The 18,188-nt window shown below is 73.6% G+C and carries 18 protein-coding genes, 1 pseudogene and 1 riboswitch; of the genes and pseudogenes, 11 read left to right on the top strand and 8 right to left on the bottom strand.

The features are described 5' to 3' along the window. Window positions 1-51: 51 nt before the first annotated feature. Window positions 52-1,089, bottom strand: a complete 1,038-nt coding sequence (locus ABC138_RS13360; RefSeq protein WP_345913985.1) for an NAD(P)-dependent alcohol dehydrogenase — start codon at window positions 1,087-1,089, stop codon at window positions 52-54. A gap of 39 nt (window positions 1,090-1,128) precedes the next feature. Beyond that, window positions 1,129-1,626, bottom strand: a complete 498-nt coding sequence (locus ABC138_RS13355) for a MarR family transcriptional regulator (RefSeq protein ID WP_345913984.1) — start codon at window positions 1,624-1,626, stop codon at window positions 1,129-1,131. 78 nt (window positions 1,627-1,704) lie between these two features. Here ABC138_RS13355 and ABC138_RS13350 point away from each other — a divergent pair, with 78 nt between their 5' ends. Beyond that, window positions 1,705-2,340, top strand: coding sequence for a maleylpyruvate isomerase family mycothiol-dependent enzyme (locus ABC138_RS13350; RefSeq protein WP_345913983.1), 636 nt, complete (start codon window positions 1,705-1,707; stop codon window positions 2,338-2,340). A gap of 27 nt (window positions 2,341-2,367) precedes the next feature. Here the strand turns inward: ABC138_RS13350 and ABC138_RS13345 are convergent, their stop codons facing one another. Continuing rightward, window positions 2,368-3,534 (bottom strand): amidohydrolase, encoded by a 1,167-nt coding sequence (locus tag ABC138_RS13345; protein ID WP_211596855.1) that lies wholly within the window; start codon window positions 3,532-3,534, stop codon window positions 2,368-2,370. After that, window positions 3,531-4,550, bottom strand: a complete 1,020-nt coding sequence (locus ABC138_RS13340; RefSeq protein ID WP_338539178.1) for a pyridoxal-phosphate dependent enzyme — start codon at window positions 4,548-4,550, stop codon at window positions 3,531-3,533. The genes ABC138_RS13345 and ABC138_RS13340 overlap by 4 nt, the downstream gene beginning before the upstream one ends. 91 nt (window positions 4,551-4,641) lie before the next feature. On the opposite strand from ABC138_RS13340, the gene ABC138_RS13335 reads away from it, so the two are divergent. After that, the gene (locus ABC138_RS13335) at window positions 4,642-5,025 is read left to right on the top strand and encodes a hypothetical protein (RefSeq protein WP_345913982.1); all 384 of its coding nucleotides are present in this window, start codon (window positions 4,642-4,644) and stop codon (window positions 5,023-5,025) included. Window positions 5,026-5,040: 15 nt separating this feature from the next. On the opposite strand, the gene ABC138_RS13330 is transcribed toward ABC138_RS13335, so the two are convergent. Next, the gene (locus ABC138_RS13330; protein ID WP_345913981.1) at window positions 5,041-5,448 is read right to left on the bottom strand and encodes an NUDIX domain-containing protein; all 408 of its coding nucleotides are present in this window, start codon (window positions 5,446-5,448) and stop codon (window positions 5,041-5,043) included. Window positions 5,449-5,530: 82 nt separating this feature from the next. On the opposite strand from ABC138_RS13330, the gene ABC138_RS13325 reads away from it, so the two are divergent. The 7 genes and pseudogenes from ABC138_RS13325 to ABC138_RS13295 all read left to right on the top strand — a co-directional run bounded on the left by ABC138_RS13325 (window position 5,531) and on the right by ABC138_RS13295 (window position 12,306). Then, window positions 5,531-6,205: a GTP pyrophosphokinase family protein gene (locus tag ABC138_RS13325; RefSeq protein WP_345913980.1), complete on the top strand. Its 675-nt coding sequence runs from the start codon at window positions 5,531-5,533 to the stop codon at window positions 6,203-6,205. An 87-nt stretch (window positions 6,206-6,292) separates the two neighbouring features. Next, window positions 6,293-6,480: riboswitch (cyclic di-AMP (ydaO/yuaA leader) on the top strand. Further along, complete coding sequence (locus ABC138_RS13320; protein ID WP_345913979.1) at window positions 6,478-7,479, top strand: peptidoglycan-binding protein; 1,002 nt, start codon at window positions 6,478-6,480, stop codon at window positions 7,477-7,479. (Overlaps the previous riboswitch by 3 nt.) Before the next feature lie 21 nt (window positions 7,480-7,500). After that, a complete protein-coding gene (locus ABC138_RS13315; protein ID WP_345913978.1) occupies window positions 7,501-8,547 on the top strand; it encodes a DNA polymerase IV in 1,047 nt (348 codons plus the stop codon). A gap of 32 nt (window positions 8,548-8,579) precedes the next feature. Further along, window positions 8,580-9,224 (top strand): methyltransferase domain-containing protein, encoded by a 645-nt coding sequence (locus ABC138_RS13310; RefSeq protein WP_345913977.1) that lies wholly within the window; start codon window positions 8,580-8,582, stop codon window positions 9,222-9,224. A 1-nt stretch (window position 9,225) separates the two neighbouring features. Continuing rightward, a complete protein-coding gene (locus tag ABC138_RS13305; RefSeq protein ID WP_345913976.1) occupies window positions 9,226-10,416 on the top strand; it encodes a winged helix DNA-binding domain-containing protein in 1,191 nt (396 codons plus the stop codon). 23 nt (window positions 10,417-10,439) lie between these two features. After that, window positions 10,440-10,862 carry an ankyrin repeat domain-containing protein gene (locus tag ABC138_RS13300; protein ID WP_068328010.1) on the top strand — a complete coding sequence of 141 codons (423 nt, stop codon included), beginning with the start codon at window positions 10,440-10,442 and terminating at the stop codon, window positions 10,860-10,862. Window positions 10,863-10,892: 30 nt separating this feature from the next. Then, window positions 10,893-12,306, top strand: a pseudogene (locus tag ABC138_RS13295) (NAD(P)/FAD-dependent oxidoreductase). A gap of 6 nt (window positions 12,307-12,312) precedes the next feature. Here ABC138_RS13295 and ABC138_RS13290 read toward each other — a convergent pair. Continuing rightward, window positions 12,313-13,074: a HEAT repeat domain-containing protein gene (locus ABC138_RS13290; RefSeq protein WP_345913975.1), complete on the bottom strand. Its 762-nt coding sequence runs from the start codon at window positions 13,072-13,074 to the stop codon at window positions 12,313-12,315. A 56-nt stretch (window positions 13,075-13,130) separates the two neighbouring features. On the opposite strand from ABC138_RS13290, the gene ABC138_RS13285 reads away from it, so the two are divergent. Together ABC138_RS13285 and ABC138_RS13280 are read left to right on the top strand one after the other, a co-directional pair. After that, window positions 13,131-13,475 (top strand): DUF2200 domain-containing protein, encoded by a 345-nt coding sequence (locus ABC138_RS13285; protein ID WP_345913974.1) that lies wholly within the window; start codon window positions 13,131-13,133, stop codon window positions 13,473-13,475. Between the two features lie 209 nt (window positions 13,476-13,684). Continuing rightward, complete coding sequence (locus ABC138_RS13280; RefSeq protein WP_082807762.1) at window positions 13,685-14,146, top strand: pyridoxamine 5'-phosphate oxidase family protein; 462 nt, start codon at window positions 13,685-13,687, stop codon at window positions 14,144-14,146. Window positions 14,147-14,170: 24 nt separating this feature from the next. Here ABC138_RS13280 and ABC138_RS13275 read toward each other — a convergent pair whose 3' ends face one another. Then, complete coding sequence (locus tag ABC138_RS13275; RefSeq protein ID WP_345913973.1) at window positions 14,171-17,455, bottom strand: DEAD/DEAH box helicase; 3,285 nt, start codon at window positions 17,453-17,455, stop codon at window positions 14,171-14,173. A 202-nt stretch (window positions 17,456-17,657) separates the two neighbouring features. After that, window positions 17,658-18,188 (bottom strand): DUF222 domain-containing protein (locus tag ABC138_RS13270; protein WP_345913972.1); only part of this gene is annotated, 531 nt, incomplete at its 5' end.

The following is an 18,188-nucleotide window of genomic DNA, read 5'->3' as shown; positions in this document are numbered from 1 at the left end:
CTCCTGGTCAGGGACGGGTCGAGGTTCTCCCCCTTCGTCCCCGGCGCGGGATCAGATCGTCGCCGCGTCGATGACGAAGCGGTAGCGCACGTCCGAGGCGACGACCCGCTCCCAGGCCTCGTTGACCTGGTCGGCGGAGATGACCTCGATCTTGGCGCCGATGCCCTGCTCCGCGCAGAAGTCGAGCATCTCCTGGGTCTCGGGGATACCGCCGATGTTCGAGCCGGCGAGCGAGCGGCCGCCCGCGATGAGCGAGAAGGCCGGGACCTCGAAGGGCTCGACCGGGCCGCCGACGTTGACGAGCGTGCCCTCGGGCGCGAGCAGGCCGAGGTACCGCTGGATCGGCAGCTGCGCACTCACGGTGTTGAGGATGAGGTCGAACTGCCCGGCCAGGTCCTCGAAGGTCGACTCGTCGCTCGTCGCGCGGTAGTCCGTGGCGCCGAGCGCGAGGCCGTCCTCCTGCTTCTTCAGCGACTGGGACAGCACGGTGACGTCGGCGCCGAGCGCGACGGCCAGCTGCACGCCCATGTGGCCGAGGCCGCCGAGACCGACGACGGCGACCTTCGAGCCCTCGCCGACGCCCCAGCGGCGCAGCGGCGACCACGTCGTGATGCCCGCGCACAGCAGCGGCGCGGCGACGTCGAGGTCCAGACCCTCGGGGATCTTCAGCGCGAAGTCTTCCGTGACGACGACGTGCGTCGAGTAGCCGCCCTGGGTGATGGTGCCGTCACGGTCGGTCGCGTTGTACGTGCCGATCGACTGCGGGCAGTACTGCTCCTTGCCGGCCCTGCAGGCATCGCACTCGCGGCACGAGTTGACCAGGCAGCCGACGCCGACGCGGTCGCCGACCCGGTGCCGGGTGACGTCGGAGCCGACCTCGGCGACGGTGCCGGCGATCTCGTGGCCGACGACGAGCGGGTACGGGGCCTGGCCCCACTCGCTGCGCGCGGTGTGGATGTCGCTGTGGCAGATGCCGGCGTAGGCGATCTCGATGAGGACGTCGTCGGGCCCGACGTCACGTCGCTCGATGGTGGTGGCGGACAGGGGGGCGGTGGCGGACGTGGCCGCCCATGCCTTCACGGTGCGCACGGGGGTTCCTCTCGGACGACGAAGGGGGGACCCGCCCAGTCAACTCCTGCCCTCCCCCTGCGACCAAACGACCGCTCCCGACCCGGCACTGCCCCGGGGCAGTGCGGACTCGGGGTCGACGACGTCGCGGAGGTCGTCGAGGGCGGCGCGCAGGGCGCGAGCACGGCGGGCACCGAGGACGGCGGTCCACTCGTCATCGGTCTCGGCCTCCGCGCGGCGGGCGTGCGGGATGAGCCCGCGACCACGCTCGGTGAGCACGACGAGGCGGGCGCGTCCGTCGCTCGGGTCGAGCTCGCGCGTGACGTACCCCGCTCGCTCGAGGCGGTCCACGAGCGCGACGGCGGTCTGCTTGGCGACCCGGGCGCGCTCGGCGAGGACGACGAGGCGGGTCCCCCCTTCGTCCATCCCGGCGAGCAGGCGCCCCTGCGCGCGGGTGATGTCGTCGTGCCCGGCCTCGGCGAGGCGCGCGAAGACCCGGTCCTCGGCCGCACGGTGGGCGAGGAACATCAGCATGCCGAGCGGCAGCTCACGGGGCACGGGCACCTCCTGGTGGGTCTCCTCAGGGACCAGATGTAGTCCTATGATCGTACTATCACGTCGCGAGAGGGGACGGCCATGGACACCGAGAGCATGTGGAGGGCCGTCGACGAGGGCCGGACCCGGCTCGCGGGCCTGGTGCGGCCGCTCACCGCACCCCAGTGGGCCATGGCCTCGCTGTGCACCGGCTGGACCGTCCGGGACGTCCTCGCGCACGTGACCATGCCGCTCATGGGCAACGGGGCCCTGGCCGCGATGGCCCTGCGGCACCCGGGCGGGACCAACCGGCTGATCCGAGAGGGCTCCCGGGAGATCGCGCGGCGCCACACCCCGGAGCAGCTCGTGGGCCGCCTGGAGCAGCTCGTGGGCAACCGCCGCACCTTCCCCGGGCTCAGCGTGCGCGAGGTCCACCTCGACCTCCTCGCCCACACGCTCGACATCGCGCTGCCGCTGGCGCTGGACCCCGACCTTCCCGTCGACCACCTCCGGGTGGCCGCCGACCACGCCCTGCACCTGGCCGGGGGCAGGAAGGGCAAGGTCTTCGAGCACCTGCCTCTCGACCGGGTGCGCCTGCAGGCGACCGACACCGACTGGTCCCACGGCAGCGGCCCCGAGGTCACCGGCGCGATGTCCGACCTCTACCTCCTCGTCACGGGCCGGCGGGCGGGCCTCGGACGGGTCACCGGACCCGGGGTCGCGGCGCTCAGTCCCTGAGCCTCCCCGAAGAGCGCCCCCGTCGCGTCACGGCGCCTGCCGCAGCTCCTCGAGCGCGACCGCGACGAGGTAGCGCACGCCGTCGGCGAGGATGTCGTCGTTGATGTCGTAGTCGCTGCTGTGCAACGGGGTCCCCCCACGGCCGGGCTGTGTCCCGTTGCCGAGGAAGACGAAGCACGCGGGGACGTGCCGGGCGAAGACGCCGAAGTCCTCGCTGGGCATGGCCGGGTCGCAGTCGCCGTCCACCCGCTCGGCGCCGAGGACCGCACGGGCCGCCGCCACCGCCCGCGCGGCGGCTGCCGGGTCGTTGAGCGTCGGCGCGAACTCGTGCGTGTACGTCACCTCGGCTCTCGCCCCGTGCGCGGCGGCGATGCCCGTCGCGAGGTCGTGGATGCGCCGCTCGAGCAGCTCCTGCACCGCGGGGTCGAAGCTGCGCGTGTCCCCGCTGATCCGCACGGTCGTCGGGATCGCGTTGCGGGCCCCGTCGGTGACGAACCCCGTGCAGGACAGCACTGCTGGTGCCGCCGGGTCGATGCTGCGTGCGACGACCGTCTGGAGCGCGAGCACGATCTCGGCGCCCACGACGAGCGGGTCGACGACTGCGTGGGGCCGGGCGGCGTGGCCGCCGCGGCCGGTGACGACGATCTCGAAGTCGTCCTCGCTCGCCATGAACCCACCCGCCCGCGTGTGCAGGTGACCGGCCGGGATCCCCGGCATGTTGTGCAGCCCGTACATCGCGTCGACGGGAAAGCGCTCGAAGAGTCGGTCGTCGACCATCGACTGCGCGCCCCGGCCGGGTTCCTCCGCGGGCTGGAAGACCATCCGCACCGTCCCGTCGAAGTCCTGGGAGGCGAGCGCCGCCGCAGCCCCCAGCACCATCGCCATGTGCCCGTCGTGCCCGCAGGCGTGCATGCGACCGGTGGTGGCGGACCCGTGCTCGCGGCCGGCGACCTCGGTGATCGGCAACCCGTCCATGTCGGCCCGCAGCCCGACGGCCCGCGGCGATTCCCCCTTCGTCAGGGAGGCGACGAGACCGGTCCCGCCCAGGCCCCGCACGACGTCGTAGCCGAGGTCGGCGAGGACGGCGGCCACGCTGTCGGAGGTGACGGCCTCCTCGAAGGCCGTCTCGGGGTGGCGGTGCAGGTGGTGGCGCCACGCCCGCAGCTGCTCCTCGTCCACGCGAAGGGGGTTCACGCCGGCATCCCCTCGGTGCTGAGCAGGACGATGGTCGCGTCCTCCGGCAGGTCGAGCTCGGCGCGCCGACCGGGGTCGAGGAGCGCTGCGCGCACCCCGGCGAGCGTCGACGACCCGGAGGGGCCCGACGAGATCCCGAGCGCGGCCAGGTCCCGCGAGGCCGCGAGCGCGGCCTCGTCGGTCACGGTCACCGCGGCATCGCACCCGTCGCGCAGCACCGGCCACGCGAGCGTGGAGACCGTGCCGCAGTTGAGGCCGGCCATGACCGTGCTGCCCGTCTCGACGGAGACCGGCGCCCCCGCCTCCAAGCTGGCGAGGACGCACGCCGCCGTGTCCGGCTCGACGCTGAGCACCCGGACCGACGAGCCGCGCCGGTAGTGCGCGACGACGGCCTGGATGAGCGACCCCACGCCCACCCCGACGGCGACGAGGTCGGGCTCGCCACCCAGCTGCTCGTCGATCTCGAGCAGCAGCGTGTCGTACCCGTCGACGATCCACCCGGGCACGTCCTCGTAGCCCGGCCAGGCCGTGTCCTGGACGAGCTCACGCCGGGGGTCCTCGGCGGCGTACCGCGCCGCCACCCGGACCGTCTCGTCGTAGTCCGCGTCCACCCGGACCACCTCGGCGCCCTGGTCGACGATGCGCTGCTCGGCCCCCGCTGTCATGACCGCCGGGACGAAGACCGTCGAGGACGTCCCGAGCAGCCGCGCCAGCCAGGCCACGGCGCGACCGTGGTTGCCGTCGGTCGCGGTGACGAGCTGTGCTCCGGGTGTCCTGTCGAGCACCTGGTGGCAGGCCCACGAGGCGCCGAGCACCTTGAAGGCGGCGAGCTCGAGCCGCTGCGACTCGTCCTTGACGAGGACACGTGCGACCCCGAGCTCCGCGGCGAGCGCCGGCAGGTCGACGAGGGGCGTCGGCGCGTAGCCGGGCAGGGTGCGGTGGAACGCGCGCGCGCCCTCGTGGACGACACCGCCCGTCCACTCACGGGCGGCGGGGTTGCTCCTCCAGGTGCTCATGCCGCCAGCATCGACCGCACCCGATCACCACGTCCAGCGCGGCTCGCCCGGCCACCACCCGCTCGCCCGGTCCACGGCCTACGCTCTGCGGGTGCCCGATGACCCCGAGACCGCCCGGCTCACCCTCTTCGTGTGGGCGGCCTGGGGCTTCGCCGCCCTCGTGGTCCTCCTCCTGCTGACCCTGCTCGCCGGGGGCTGGTGGGTGACCTCGCGGCGGGTCCTCGTCGACTTCGCGCGGGCCCGCGCGGCGGGCGACCTCTGGGCCCCGCTCATGCGCGACGAAGGGGGCGAGTGGGGGCGCATCGTGCGCAGCCAGAAGCAGTCGGTCTTCCGCGCCGAGAGCCGCGGCGATGCCCGTGACCTGTGGCTGCGGTGGGGCCCGCTCCTCGTCCTGCACGGCCTGCTGACGCTCGTCGTCGTGGGCGCCATCGTGTGGATCCCGCTCTCCCTGGTCCGGGTCGCCCTGTCGCTCTAGCGGATCGTCGGGACGTCACCGACGCGCCTCGACGACGAGGTGCAGCAGCGGCGCCGAGTCGTGCGGCAGGGGTTGCGTCGGGTCGATCCAGCGCACCTCCTCGATCTCCGCGGCCGGGGTGATCCGCGGACGGCGAAGGGAGGTCAGGTGCGGGTGCCGGAAGACGGTCGCGACGAGCGCCCGGCCGGGCTCGTTGGCGGCATCGGTGTGGTGGACGGCGACGAGCTCGAGGTCCGCGGGGTCGAGCGCCAGCCCGAGCTCCTCGGCGACCTCACGGATCGCGCAGTCGGCCGCGGACTCGCCCTCCTCGGGCTTGCCGCCAGGGTGCATGAAGGAGGTCGTGCCGCGCTTGCGGACGGTGAGGACGCTCCCTTCCGCATCCTGCAGCTCCACCGCGCTCACGACGATCGGGCCCTGGTCCACGCCGTCACCCTACGGCCGTCCCGGCCGACGCTCAGGCTGGGTCCCTACCCTGTCCGCGATCCCGGACGCCAGGAGGAGGGACATGACCAGCCCGGTCGACCTGCCCGCCGATGCGGTGCAGCGCTTCGCCCGCATCCGCGAGGACTTCACCCGCATGATGCTCGGCTACCGATTCGGCATGGAGCTCGTCGCGACGCGGCTGGAGATCCTGCGCGAGGAGTTCGCCGAGCTGCACCGCGACAACCCGATCGAGCACATCTCGACCCGCGTCAAGAGTCCCGAGAGCATCATCGACAAGGCCGCCCGGCAAGGTGTCGAGCTCGAGATCTCCGCGCTGCGCGAGCACATCACCGACATCGCGGGGGTGCGGGTCATCTGCTCCTTCGTCGCCGACGTCTACCGGCTCGTCGACTCGCTCACCGCGCAGGCGGACATCACCGTGCGCGTCGTCAAGGACTACATCGCCCACCCCAAGCCCAACGGCTACCGCTCGGTCCACGTGATCCTCGAGATCCCCGTCTTCCTCTCCTCCGGGCCGGTGCAGGTCCCTGTGGAGGTGCAGTTCCGAACCGTCGCGATGGACTTCTGGGCGAGCACGGAGCACAAGATCTTCTACAAGTACGAAGGGGACGTCCCGCCCCACCTGCGGCAGCGGATCGCCGACGCCGCGGTCACCGCGGCGCGCATGGACGAGGAGATGGCCGAGCTGCACCGGGCGGTGCACGGGCAGCCGGACACGTCGCACCAAGGCGCGTAGGGGGCGAGCGGAAAGTTTCCACAGGCACCGTGACCATTTCGTGTCCTGATGGCCTAGTCTTCTCGCGACCCCACCACACGAGGGGTCGCTCACGGGTCGCCGAGTCCTGCCAGCCCGTGAGTCCCTGAGGAGGAGTGGCAGGAGCGGGGGACCCACCAGATCCACGGCCCCAGTGCCTCGGGGTGAAGTCCTCGGCGGTCGAACCAGACCGCCTGGGCGGGGTGATCTCCACTCCAACCCGACAGCTAACTCCGCAGGCGTAGGAGAGTTCGATGTCGAAGTTCTACGCCGGGCGTCACCGCGCCCCCAGGACCACCAACCCCCTCGCGCGCCACACGGGCGCCGCCCTCGCCGTCGCCGCCATCGGGCTCGGCACCACCACGGTCGGCGCCTCGTCCGCCACCGCCGCCCCCTCCGTCCAGTCGGCCGGGACCACCGCGACCTTCACGGGCACCCTATGGCAGGGTCACCGCGGCGGGCTGGTCAAGCAGGTCCAGCGCGTCGTCGGCGTCACCGCCGACGGCGTCTTCGGTCCCGCGACCAAGGCCGCCGTCAAGCGCTGGCAGGCCCGCTACGGCCTGACCGCGGACGGCATCGTCGGCGCACGCACCGGCACCAAGATGCGTCTGGGCTCGACCACCCGTTCCACACGCACCTCGACCCGCACGAGGGCGGCGGCCACCCCCGCCCGGTCCCGCTTCACCGGCACCCTCTGGCAGGGCCACCGCGGCGGGCTGGTCAAGCAGGTCCAGCGCGTCGTCGGCGTCACCGCCGACGGCGTCTACGGCGCCGGGACCAAGGCGGCCGTCAAGCGCTGGCAGGCCCGCCACGGCCTGACCGCCGACGGAGTCGTCGGTCCCCGCACAGGGTCCGCCATGGGCATCAAGCGCACGAGCACCCCGCAGCGCACCTCGCGCACCTCGGCGCGCACCCCGATCTCGAGCGGCAACGTCCTCGGCACCGCCTCGCGCCTCGTCGGCACCCCCTACCGGATGGGCGGCACGAGCCCCTCGTCCGGCTTCGACTGCTCGGGGTTCACCAGCTACGTCTTCCGCCAGCACGGCACCTCCCTGCCGCGCACGGCCGAGCAGCAGCGCCAGTCGACGACCCGTGTCTCCTCGCCGAAGCCCGGGGACCTCGTCTTCTTCGGCACCCCGGCCTGGCACGTGGGCATCTACGCGGGCAACGGCAAGATGTACGACGCCGGCAACTCGCGCGTCGACACCACGCACCGCCCGATCTGGACGAGCGCCGTCTCGTACGGCCGCGCCTGAGCGACCGCGCCCCGTGGGGTCATGACGCGCTGGGTACTGCACGTCGACATGGACCAGTTCCTCGCTGCCGTCGAGGTGCTGCGCCGACCCGAGCTCGCGGGCCTGCCCGTCATCGTCGGCGGGCGCGGCGACCCGACCGAGCGGGCCGTCGTCTCGACGGCGTCGTACGAGGCGCGAGAGCTCGGCGTCCGGTCCGGCATGGCGCTGAAGATCGCCCTGCGCAAGTGCCCCGACGCGGTCTTCCTCCCCGTCGACCTCCCCGTGTACGAGGCCGCGTCGCAACGGGTGATGGACACCCTTCGCGCCGTGCCGGGTGCCGTCGTCGAGGTGCTCGGCTGGGACGAGGCCTTCGTCGGGATCGAGGCCGAGCACCCCGAGGCGACCGCCCGGGAGATCCACGACGCAGTCCTCGCCGCGACCGGCCTGCACTGCTCGGTCGGGATCGGCGACACCCGCGTGCGGGCCAAGATCGCGACCGACTTCGGCAAGCCGCGGGGCATCTTCCGGCTCACCCGCAGGAACTGGCTCGAGGTCATGGGGGCACGACCCACGACCGCGCTCTGGGGCGTCGGCCCGCGGACCGGGACGCGCCTGGCGGGCCTCGGACTGCAGACCGTCGCCGAGCTCGCCGCCGCGGACGTGGGCGCGCTCGTCGCGGAGCTCGGTCCGCGCACCGGGCGGTACGTGCTCGCGCTCGGCCGCGGGGAGGGCAGCTCGCACGTCGACGACACGCCGTGGGTCCCACGCGCGCACGGCCACGAGATGACCTACCAGCAGGACCTCGTCGGCACCGAGACGATCGAGACCGCCCTGCGCGCCCTCGCCGAGCAGGTCGTCACCGACCTTCAGGACGAAGGGAGGGCCTGCGCCCGCGTCCACCTCAAGGTGCGTTTCGCCCCGTTCTTCACGGTCGTGCGGGTGCGCAAGCTGGCCGAGCCGACCTTCGACCCCGCGGTCGTCGCGGGGACGGCGATGGACCTCTACCGGGCACTCGACGACGACCGGCCGGTGCGGCTGCTCGGCGTGCGCGGCGAGATGGTGCCGCCGGAGGGCGGCTACGACCGGTGACGGCTGTCCCCGGTCGGTGGCAGGGTGGTCCCATGGGCCACGACGCGCGACACGACCACCCCGGCAGCAGGCGCTTCGACGACAAGGCGGCGACCTGGGACGACGACCCGGACAAGATCCGGCAGTCCGGTGAGGTGGCTGCCGCCATCGCCGAGGCCGTCCCGCTCGCACCCCGCACCAAGCTCCTCGAGTACGGCGCCGGCACCGGCCTGGTGACCATCGCGCTGCTGGAGTCCCTCACCGAGCCGACGATCACCCTCGCCGACAACTCCTCCGGGATGCGGCAGGTCCTCGCCGACAAGGTCGCGGACGGGGTCCTCCCCTCGCCGACCCGGGTGTGGGACCTCGACCTGGAAGCCCATCCCGTGCCGTCCGAGCGCTTCGACCTCGTCGTCACCTCCAACGTCATGCACCACGTGCACGACCTCGACCGCGTCCTCGCCGCCTTCGCCGAGATGCTCGAGCCCGGGGGCCACCTGTGCCTCGCCGACCTCGACCGCGAGGACGGCAGCTTCCACGACGGCGACTTCGACGGCCACCACGGCTTCTCCCGCGAGGACCTCGCCACCCGGCTCGGCGCCGCCGGCCTCACCGAGGTGCGGGTCGGCGACGCCGGCACCGTGCTCAAGCAGGGCCGCGACTACCCGGTCTTCCTCGCGGTCGCCCGCAAGGCCTGAGGTGCGGCTGGTCGACGACCGCGAGCGGCGCGCGCGGCTCGCGACCCGGCACGGGCTGCACCCCGCCCACCGGGCGAGCGACCCCGTCACCGCGGCCCGGTCCGTCGTCTGCCTGCACGCGACCGAGGCGGCGACCGTCCACCTCGCGGTCGGCGCGCGGACGTCGGGGGTGACCCCCTTCGCCGTGGACGAGGCCATGTACACCGACCGCAGCCTCGTCAAGCAGCTGGCGATGCGCCGCACCCTCTTCGCCTTCCCCCGCGACCTGCTGCCCGCGGCTCTCGGGGTCGCCGTCGGATGCATCGCGCCCGAGCAGCGCCGCCTGGTCTCCCGAGACGCCGCGAGGCACGGGGTCGCCGACGACGGGGACGCCTGGCTCGACGCAGCGGGCGCGGCGGTCCTCGCCCAACTCTCCGGCGGCGGGGCGATGATCGCCAAGGAGCTGCGCGAGGCGCTGCCCGAGCTCGCCGGGGCCATCACGGTCAACGAGGGCAAGCGGTACGGCGGTACCTTCAACCTCGCGCCGCGCGTCCTCGGCTGGCTCGGGGCGGAGGGCAAGATCACCCGCGGGCCCAACGCCGGCCACTGGCGGCTGTCGAAGCCCGCGTGGACCCTCATGGACGCCTGGCTCGGCGGACCCGTCGCGCCGCTGCCGCTCGACGCGGCCTACGCAGAGCTCGTGCGGCGCTGGCTGGCGCGGTTCGGGCCGGGCACGCTGGAGGACGTCCAGTGGTGGCTCGGCGCGACGAAGGGAGCGACCCGCACCGCCCTGGCGACGGTCGGCGCGGTCGAGGTCGCCCTGGAGCGCGACCGCACCGGGTGGGTGCTGCCCGACGACGTCGAGCCCGCCCCCGAGGTCGGGCCGTGGGCGGCCCTGCTGCCGACGCTCGACCCGACGACGATGGGGTGGAAGGAGCGCGACCACCACCTCGACCCGGACCACCGGCGGTGGCTCTTCGACAGCAACGGCAACGGCGGCACGACCGCCTGGTGGGACGGCCGGGTCGTCGGCGCGTGGGTGCAGGACGAGGACGGTGTCGTGTCGGTCGTCGAGTGCCCGGGGGTCGACCCAGGGAGCGAGGCGCGGGCGGCGCTGGCGCTCGAGGCCGAGCGCCTGACGGCCTGGCTCGACGGCGTGCGGATCGCCAACGTCTACGCCTCGGCACTGATGAAGGGCGAACCCCTCCCCTGACCCGCACCCGGCAGACTGGGCGCATGAGCGACGAGATCGACGACGCGTACGCGGCAGCGACCGGGGCCGACCAGCCCCGCGACGAAGCGGTCCAGCTGGCCCACCGTCTCCTCGACCTGGCCCGGGCCGGCGACGCTGCCGGGCTCGTGCCCTACCTCGAGGCCGGCGCCCCCGTGGACCTCGCCGACGAGGCGGGCAACACGCTGCTCATGCTCGCGGCGTACCACGGGCACGCCCCGCTGGTGCGCGACCTCGCCGACCGCGGCGCCGACGTCGACCGCGTCAACGGCCGCGGTCAGTCACCCCTGGCCGGTGCCGTCTTCAAGGCCGAGACCGAGGTGGTCGCCGCACTCCTCGACCACGGGGCCGACCCCGACGCGGGCACGCCCTCCGCCCGCGCCACCGCGCAGATGTTCGACCGAGCCGACCTGCTGCCGCCGGTCTGACCCCCTTCCACGACGAGCCAAGGAGCCCACATGCCCGAGGTCCACGAGTACGACGTCGTCGTCATCGGCGCCGGCCCCGTCGGTGAGAACGCCGCGCAGTACGCCATCGAGGACACCGACCTCACCGCGGCCCTCGTCGAGGGCGAGCTCTTCGGCGGTGAGTGCTCGTACTGGGCGTGCATCCCGAGCAAGGCGCTGCTGCGGCCGGTCGCCGTCGCCGACGCGACCGCCCACCTCGAGGGGGTGGGCACCGCCGAGGTCGAGCCCGCGGGCCTGCTCGCCCGCCGCGACACCTGGGTCGGCGGCCGCGACGACAGCGGGCAGGTGACCTGGGCCGAGGGACTCGGCATCACGACCGTCCGCGGCCACGCGCGCCTCGTCGCCGACCGCGAGGTGGAGGTCGACGGCGTCGACGGCACCCAGCGACTGCGCGCTCGGCGCGCGGTCGTCATCGCCACCGGGAGCGCGCCGGTGGTCCCGGCCCCCTTCGCCGACGTCCGCCCGTGGGGGTCGCGCGACGCGACCGCCGTGACCGAGGTCCCCGACCGCCTCGTCATCATCGGCGGCGGGGTCGTCGCCTGCGAGGCCGCGACCTGGCTGACCGCGCTCGGGAGCCGGGTGACGCTCGTCGTCCGCGGCGCCGGCCTGCTCGAGGGCCAGGAGCCCTTCGCCGGCACCATGATCGAGGCGGCCCTGCGGGCGAAGGGGGTCGACCTGCGCCTGTCGACGTCGGTCACCGCGTGCCACCGCTCCGACGCGAGGGACACCGGCGTCGGGCGCGTCCACGGCGGCCCGGTCACGGTCGTGACGGACCACGGGTCCATCGAGGCGGACGAGGTGCTCGTCGCGACGGGCCGCCGCCCACGCCTGGATGACCTCGGCCTGGACGCGGTCGGGCTCGGCCCCGACGACGTCCTCGACGGGCGCCTGCCGGACTGGCTGCACGCGGTCGGCGACGCTAGCGGGGAAGCCCCCCTCACCCACTGGGGCAAGTACCGCGCACGCGTCCTCGGCGACCGCATCGCGTCGACCGCCGGTGGGGTCGATCCCGTGCCCGTGCCCGAGGACGTGCCGGTGCCGCAGGTCGTCTTCACCGACCCGCAGGTGGCGCGGGTCGGCCTGACGAAGGCCCGGGCGGTCGAGGCCGGCCATGACGTGGTCGTCGCGAAGGTCCCCTTCGACCAGGTCGCCGGCGGCGTTGCTGCGCGACGACGCACCGGGCGCGGCGCAGCTCGTCGTCGACCGGGACAGCCGGCTCGTGCTCGGCGCGACCTTCGTGGGCACGGACGCCGGCCAGCTCCTGCACGCGGCGACGGTCGCGATCACCGGCCGGGTGCCGGTCCACGTGCTGCGGCACGCGGTCCCGAGCTTCCCGGACGCCAGCGAGGTCTGGTTGCGGCTGCTCGAGGAGCTGCCGCACGAGCTGCGACGGGCTGCCGGCTGACCCGGCTCAGGCCCGGTCGGCCCGGTCGGCGAGCAGCCAGCCGGCCGTGATCGACAGCCAGGCGTCATCACCGTCGCGCAACCCCTGCAGGGTCGCGTCGACGTCGGGCAGGTCGAGCTCGGCCAGGGCCTCGATCGCCGGAAGCACGACCTCCTTGTCGTCGTGCTCGATCACGTGGAAGAGGGCCGAGGCAGCCGGACGGGCTGCCGGCTCGCCGATGCCGAGCAGCGCCTCGGCGGCGTGGCGCCGCACCGACGGGTCGGGGTCCTCGCGGAGTCGCTGGGCGAGCCCCTCGACGGCTGCCTCTCCGGCCTGCTCGAGAGCGCGGGTCAGCTCACGCCGACGGAACTCGTCCTCGACGCCGAGGTGGGCGATGAGCGTCGCCACCGCTCCCGGGGTGCCGATGCGTCCGAGCGCCCACCAGGCCTTGGCGGCCACCGCGTCGTCCTCGTCGTCGGTGAGCGGCAGGATCGCGGCGACGGACTGCGGGTTGCGGATCTTGCTCAACGCGTGGAGCACCTGCACGCGGGCGGGTCCGTCACCGTCGAGCTCGGCGAGGAGCAACGGGTACGTCGCCTCGGCGCGGGTGACGACGGCCCAGGTGAGCGTCTCGCGGACGTAGAAGTCCGCCTCGCTCACGAGCAGCTCCACGAGCTCGGCGGCGATCGAGGCGTCGCCGTACGTGCCGAGGTGGAGCGCGGCCTGCTGGCGGACCGACGCGTCCCCGTGACGTGCGGCCCGCAGGGCCCGCTCGATGCTGCTGCTCATGGCCGTCGACGCTACCGGGCGACGGCGAGAGGCAGGCGGCGACCTAGGCTCGACCCGTGAGCCACCGGATCTTCACCACGCCCGTCGCCTCGGTCTACCCGCACTACGTGACCAAGGTGGAGAAGAAAGGACGCACCGTCAGCGAGCTCGACGAGGTGATCCGCTGGCTCACCGGCTACGACCAGGCGAGCCTGCAGCAGCACCTCGACGACGAGACGACCTTCGAGGACTTCTTCGGTGCGGCGACGCTCAACCCGAACTCCGCGCTCATCACCGGGTCGGTGTGCGGGGTGAAGGTGCAGGAGGTCGAGGACCCGCTGATGCGCCGGATCCGCTACCTCGACAAGCTCGTCGACGAGCTCGCCAGGGGCAAGGCCATGGACAAGGTCCTGCGCGGCTGACCCGCTCCGAGGGTCAGCCCTCCCTCGATGCCGTCGGAGAGAGCGGCGCGGGCGCCCCCTTCGTCCTCCTCGAAGGAGGCGAGCGGTGAGGGGCGCTGCTGCGTGCGCGTGCACGGAGGCTGACCCGGGCGCCCCGCCCTGCCCACCCACCCGGCTGGGACGGCCCGATCCTGCGCTAACCTCGAGATGTCCCCCAGGAGGCGGTGCAGATGGTCCCCACGACCCCGGTCGAAGTCCTCACCCACGACACCTGCTGGTCGCTGCTGCGCACGACCACGGTGGGCCGCCTGGCGGTCTTGGTCGAGGACCATCCCGACCTCTTCCCGATCAACTTCGGCGTCGACCACGGCACCGTCGTCTTTCGCTCGGGTCAGGGGACCAAGCTCTTCGCAGCCCTGTCCACCGCGCGGGTCGCCTTCGAGGCCGACGGCTTCGACCCCGACACCGGTCGCGCCTGGAGCGTCGTCGTCAAGGGTGCTGCGCGTCCCATCAGCGAGATCGACGAGCTGACGGACACCGTGGACCTGCCGATCTTCCCGTGGCAGGCCGGCGACAAGGGCCACTTCGTGCGGATCACCCCGAGCGAGGTGACCGGCCGACGGTTCACCGTCGCCGACCCGGACGTCTGGCGCACGCCGGCGACCCGGGCCCCGCGCAGCGCCACCGAGTGAGCGCCACCGAGTGAGCGCCGGAGCTCACTCGACGTCGAGCAGCGCCCGGATGTCCTCGTTCGTGATCGCGCCGGACAGCGCGCCTCCGTCGTCGACGACCCGCTGGAAGAGGTCACGCTTGCGTTCCTGCAGGGCGAGCACCTTTTCTTCGATCGTGCCGGTCGACACGAGCCGGTAGACCATCACCGGTCGCTCCTGGCCGATGCGGTGGGCCCGGTCGATCGCCTGCGCCTCGGCCGCGGGGTTCCACCACGGGTCGAGCACGAAGACGTAGTCCGCCTCGGTGAGCGTCAGACCGACGCCGCCCGCCTTGAGCGAGATCAGGAAGGCCGTGGAGTCACCGGTCCGGAACTCGTCGATGACCCCGGCGCGGTCGGTCGTGGCGCCGTCGAGGTAGCTGGTCGTGATGCCCTCGGCGTCGAGCCGCTCACGGACGAGTCGCAGGTAGCTCGTGAACTGGCTGAAGACGAGCGCCCGGTGGCCCTCGTCGCCGAGCTCGCGCAGCTGCTCGACGAGCAGCTCGATCTTCGCCGACGTCACCTGGCCGCGGTGCTCGTCGTCGACGAGCCCGGGGTCCAGGCTCAGCTGTCGCAGCCGGGTGATCGAGGCGAGGATCGCGACCCGGTTGGCCTCGGGGTCGGCGAGCAGGCCGAGCACCCGCTTGCGCTCGCGCTGCAGGTGCCTGTCGTAGAGCCGCCGATGGCCGGGCGTGAGGTCGACCGGCAGCACCTGCACCTGCTTGGGCGGCAGGTCGAGCGCCACCTGCTCCTTGGTGCGGCGGAGCATGAGCGGCCGGACCCGGCGCCGCATCCGGTCGAGCAGCTCGGGCCGCTCCCCCGACTCGATCGGCTTGCGGTAGTCCCGGACGAACCGCTCCCTGTGCGGGTACAGCCCGGGCGCGGCCAGTGCGAGCAGGGACCAGAGGTCCATCAGCGAGTTCTCCAGGGGCGTGCCCGTCACCGCGAGGACGAAGGGGGTCGACAGCCGCCTGATCGCCTGGTGGGCCTTGGCCCGGTCGTTCTTGACGAACTGGGCCTCGTCGATGACCACGCCGCGCCAGTCGACGGCGGCGAACTCGTCCGCGTCGATGCGCAGGACGGCGTAGGAGGTCACGACGAGCTGTGCCCCGGCGACCGCCTCGGCGACGTCCTGGCCGCGGGTGCGGCTCGTCCGGCCCAGGGTGCGCACCTCGAGATCGGGGACGAAGGTGTGCGCCTCGCTCGCCCACGTCCCGACGACGCTCGTGGGCGCGACGACGAGGACCGGCCGGTCGAGCTCGCCGGCTGCCGCGGCCCGGGCGAGCAGGGCCAGGGTCTGGACGGTCTTGCCCAGGCCCATGTCGTCGGCGAGCACCCCACCGAGCCCGGCGTCCCACAGCGTGGTGAGCCAGTGGTAGCCCTCGAGCTGGTACGGCCGCAGGGTCGCCCGCAGGCCATCGGGGACCGGCGGCGGCTCGGTGGTGTCGAGGTCCCGCAGGGCCTCGACGCGGGCCCGCCAGTCGTGCTCGCGGGGCACCGCGACGTCGGCGATGCCGGAGAGGTCGTCCCAGAGGCCGACCTGGTAGCGACTGAGGCGCAGCTCGCCCGCCTCGGGCTCGGTGATCTCGCCGGCCTCCTCGATGAGGGCGCGCAGGTCCGTGAGCACCGGGTGGTCGAGACGGAACCACTCACCGGACTCCAGCAGCATGATCTCCTCACCCCGCACGAGAGCGGCGAAGAGCGGCTCGAAGGGCACCGCCACCTCGCCGATGGTCACGCTGACCCGCAGGTCGAGCCAGTCGGAGCCGGCGGCCTGGCCCGCCTCGTGCACGGCGATGACGGGTTCCTCGTCGAGGTGCTCGTACGCCGGCACGTCCTCCCCGTGCTCGACGACGACCCGCTCGTCGACCTCGAGCGCGGGCAGGACCTCGGTGACGACGGCGATCGCGGTGGCGCCGCGCAGCAGGACCTGCGGCACGAGGCGGCGCTGGGTGCTGCCGGTGGCGCGGACGACCGCCCCGGGGACCTCGCGGAGGTCGCCGAGCGCGGTCAGCAGCGCCTGCTCCCCCTTCGCGTCCCGCGGGACGGCTCCGCCGGCGCCCGCCGGGACGACGTGCTCCTGGCTGCCCGCCGCGTAGACGAACCCGAGGTCGAGGCGCAGAGCCTCCCCTTCGCCCCCGACGCGGATGTGCAGGCGAGGCGGGGTCGGCTCGGGCAGGTCCACGCTGCCGTCCGACGAGATGACCGTGACCTGCTCGCGAAGCCGACCGAGGTACATCGCGAGGAAACGGTCGACGTCCGCCGCGGGGACGAGCACCTCGCCGCCGCGCAGCAGGTCGGTGGTACCCGTCCCCAACGTCGCGGCGAAGGGGGCGAGGACCAGCTCCCCGTCCACGCTCGCCGAGAGCCCGTGGACGGGGTCACCGAGGAGGTGGACGTCCTCGGGCTCGACCGTGGGGTCGGGCCACACGATCTTCGGCGTCAGGCACACACCGTCCGCGTCGCGGGTGGCGTCGACGACCGCCTCGACGGGCTCGGCCAGGAGCCGCGCCGGGCGCCCCTCGTCACTCGCGAGGAAGGCGATACCGGCCTGCTCGGCCCGACGCAGAGCGATCCAGACCTCCCCGCCGAAGGCGTCGAGATGGACGGCTGGCTCCTTGACCGCGTAGGACCGGGCCCTGGCGGCGGCCGGGTGCTGCAGGGCGAGGAGGAACCGCACCGCCCGCCGATGGCTCCGCTTGATGGCGACGGCGTTGTAGGACTCGCTGTCGGCCTCCGCCCAGGAGAACTTCTTGGCCCACCGGCCCAGTCGCGTCCACCGCGTGGGCCGGACGAGGAGCTTGCGGGAGTCGGCCGCCCCCCTCCCCCGCCCGGGTTCGATGACCGGCTCGAAGACCAGCGCCAGCACGTCGCCGTCGCGCAGGGGCTCGACCGGCGCGGGCGCCGACAGCCGCTCGAGGGTCGCCTCCCACGGGGCGGCGGGGGCGGTGTCGATCCCCGTGGGGCCCCCGAGGACGTCGCGGACGGTGAGGAGGACGGCCACCGCATGCTTGCAGCGCGCGCCGACCGGGCAGCTGCACCGGGAGCTCCACTCGGTGCGGGGAGCCCGGGAGTCGCCCTCGAGGGAGACGATCGTCTGGTAGGACTCGTGGCCGGACCCCAGCACCGTGGCGACGAGGACGCGACCCCGGTTGAGGGCCGCGGCCTGGGTGACCATCTCGTCCTCGGCGTAGCCATACCCCCGGTCGAAGGTGCCCTCGTCCGTGGCCGCCTCGATGTCGTCGTCCGTCAACGACAGCACCCAGTCGGCGGACTCGACCTTCCAGACCACGTCGTTGCTCCCTTCGCCCTCTGTGCCTGCAACCCACCCTAGGCAGGCCGTCCGTCAACGCTCGGCCCGACCGCTCCGTGTGGACGAAGGGGGTGTGCCGCCGGGTCTGGGGACGGCGCGGCATGTCTGTGGCCCGGCTCGTGGGGGGCGGGTGCGGGCCCTTGGAGGCTCCTTCGTCGCACCTCAGGTCAGCGCGTGGTCGCTAGGTGTGCCAGGTGACGCCGCGGGGGGTGGTGGTGGCGGTGAGGTCGTGTTGGTGGACGTGGGTGTGGTGGCGTTCGCAGAGGAGGGCGGCGTTGGACAGGTCGGTGGCCCCGCCGTGGGCCCAGTGGGTGCTGTGGTGGGCGTCGGTCCATTGCGGGGGCATGGTGCAGCCGGGGTAGGTGCAGCCGCCGTCGCGCAACCACAGGGCTTTGCGTTGGCCGGGGGTGAACAGTCGGGTGGTACGGCCGAGCTCGAGGGGTTCGTGGTTGGTACCCAAGATCGCGGGGATGATCCCGGCGGTGCAGGCCAGCTTGCGGACGGTGGTGGGGGTCAGGACCTGGCCGGTGGCTGTCAGGCCGCCGGCGTGGCCCCCGCTGGGCGGGTCGAACGCTGCCCCGCCGAACGCCCGGCCGGTGGCGTCGGGGGCGTGGCCGGGCAGGTCCTGCCCGCAGGCGACGCAGCAACCGTCGGTGGCCGCGCTGGCGAGGGCGTGGAGGCTGATGGTCACCAGGATCTGGGCCTTGTCGGC

The sequence above is a fragment of the Janibacter sp. LM genome (assembly GCF_039631275.1).
Taxonomy (GTDB): domain Bacteria; phylum Actinomycetota; class Actinomycetes; order Actinomycetales; family Dermatophilaceae; genus Janibacter; species Janibacter terrae.
The sequence above is the reverse complement of the archived record's forward strand: the minus strand, read 5'-3'. Positions and strand labels throughout refer to the sequence as shown.

Coding starts and splice junctions, on each gene's coding strand:
- ABC138_RS13280 (WP_082807762.1), top strand. CDS start 13,685: ATGGTCCCCACGACCCCGGTCGAAGTCCTCACCCACGACACCTGCTGG.
- ABC138_RS13300 (WP_068328010.1), top strand. CDS start 10,440: ATGAGCGACGAGATCGACGACGCGTACGCGGCAGCGACCGGGGCCGAC.
- ABC138_RS13320 (WP_345913979.1), top strand. CDS start 6,478: ATGTCGAAGTTCTACGCCGGGCGTCACCGCGCCCCCAGGACCACCAAC.
- ABC138_RS13290 (WP_345913975.1), bottom strand. CDS start 13,074: ATGAGCAGCAGCATCGAGCGGGCCCTGCGGGCCGCACGTCACGGGGAC.
- ABC138_RS13325 (WP_345913980.1), top strand. CDS start 5,531: ATGACCAGCCCGGTCGACCTGCCCGCCGATGCGGTGCAGCGCTTCGCC.
- ABC138_RS13315 (WP_345913978.1), top strand. CDS start 7,501: ATGACGCGCTGGGTACTGCACGTCGACATGGACCAGTTCCTCGCTGCC.
- ABC138_RS13340 (WP_338539178.1), bottom strand. CDS start 4,550: ATGAGCACCTGGAGGAGCAACCCCGCCGCCCGTGAGTGGACGGGCGGT.
- ABC138_RS13350 (WP_345913983.1), top strand. CDS start 1,705: ATGGACACCGAGAGCATGTGGAGGGCCGTCGACGAGGGCCGGACCCGG.
- ABC138_RS13310 (WP_345913977.1), top strand. CDS start 8,580: ATGGGCCACGACGCGCGACACGACCACCCCGGCAGCAGGCGCTTCGAC.